The organism is Flavobacterium sharifuzzamanii (genome assembly GCF_003254585.1).
GTDB classification, from domain to species: Bacteria; Bacteroidota; Bacteroidia; order Flavobacteriales; family Flavobacteriaceae; genus Flavobacterium; species Flavobacterium sharifuzzamanii.
Map to the genome: position 1 here is coordinate 1 of NZ_QJGZ01000001.1, position 205 is coordinate 205.

General features: G+C 38.5%; 1 protein-coding gene. It reads right to left on the reverse strand.

The genetic code is table 11. From position 1 onward, the window contains the following. On the reverse strand, positions 1-205 hold a 205-nt coding region (locus DMA14_RS00005; protein ID WP_157957627.1), incomplete at both ends, for a hypothetical protein.

Sequence of the window (205 nt, forward strand, 5' to 3'; positions counted from 1 at the left end):
TTTTGGATCTGCTGTTGTAGTCTTCAATGTAACATCTGAAGGGTTTAACGGTTGAGCATTTTTTGTGTCATTCTCAAAAACATTTTTTCCTAATGTCTGAGGAACATTCGATCCTAAAACTGACGGAATTATGTCTTCATTTGCCACAAGATTTCCTGCTGTAACCGGCACGGTAATAGTTACTGAATCGCAGTTTGTCGGATTC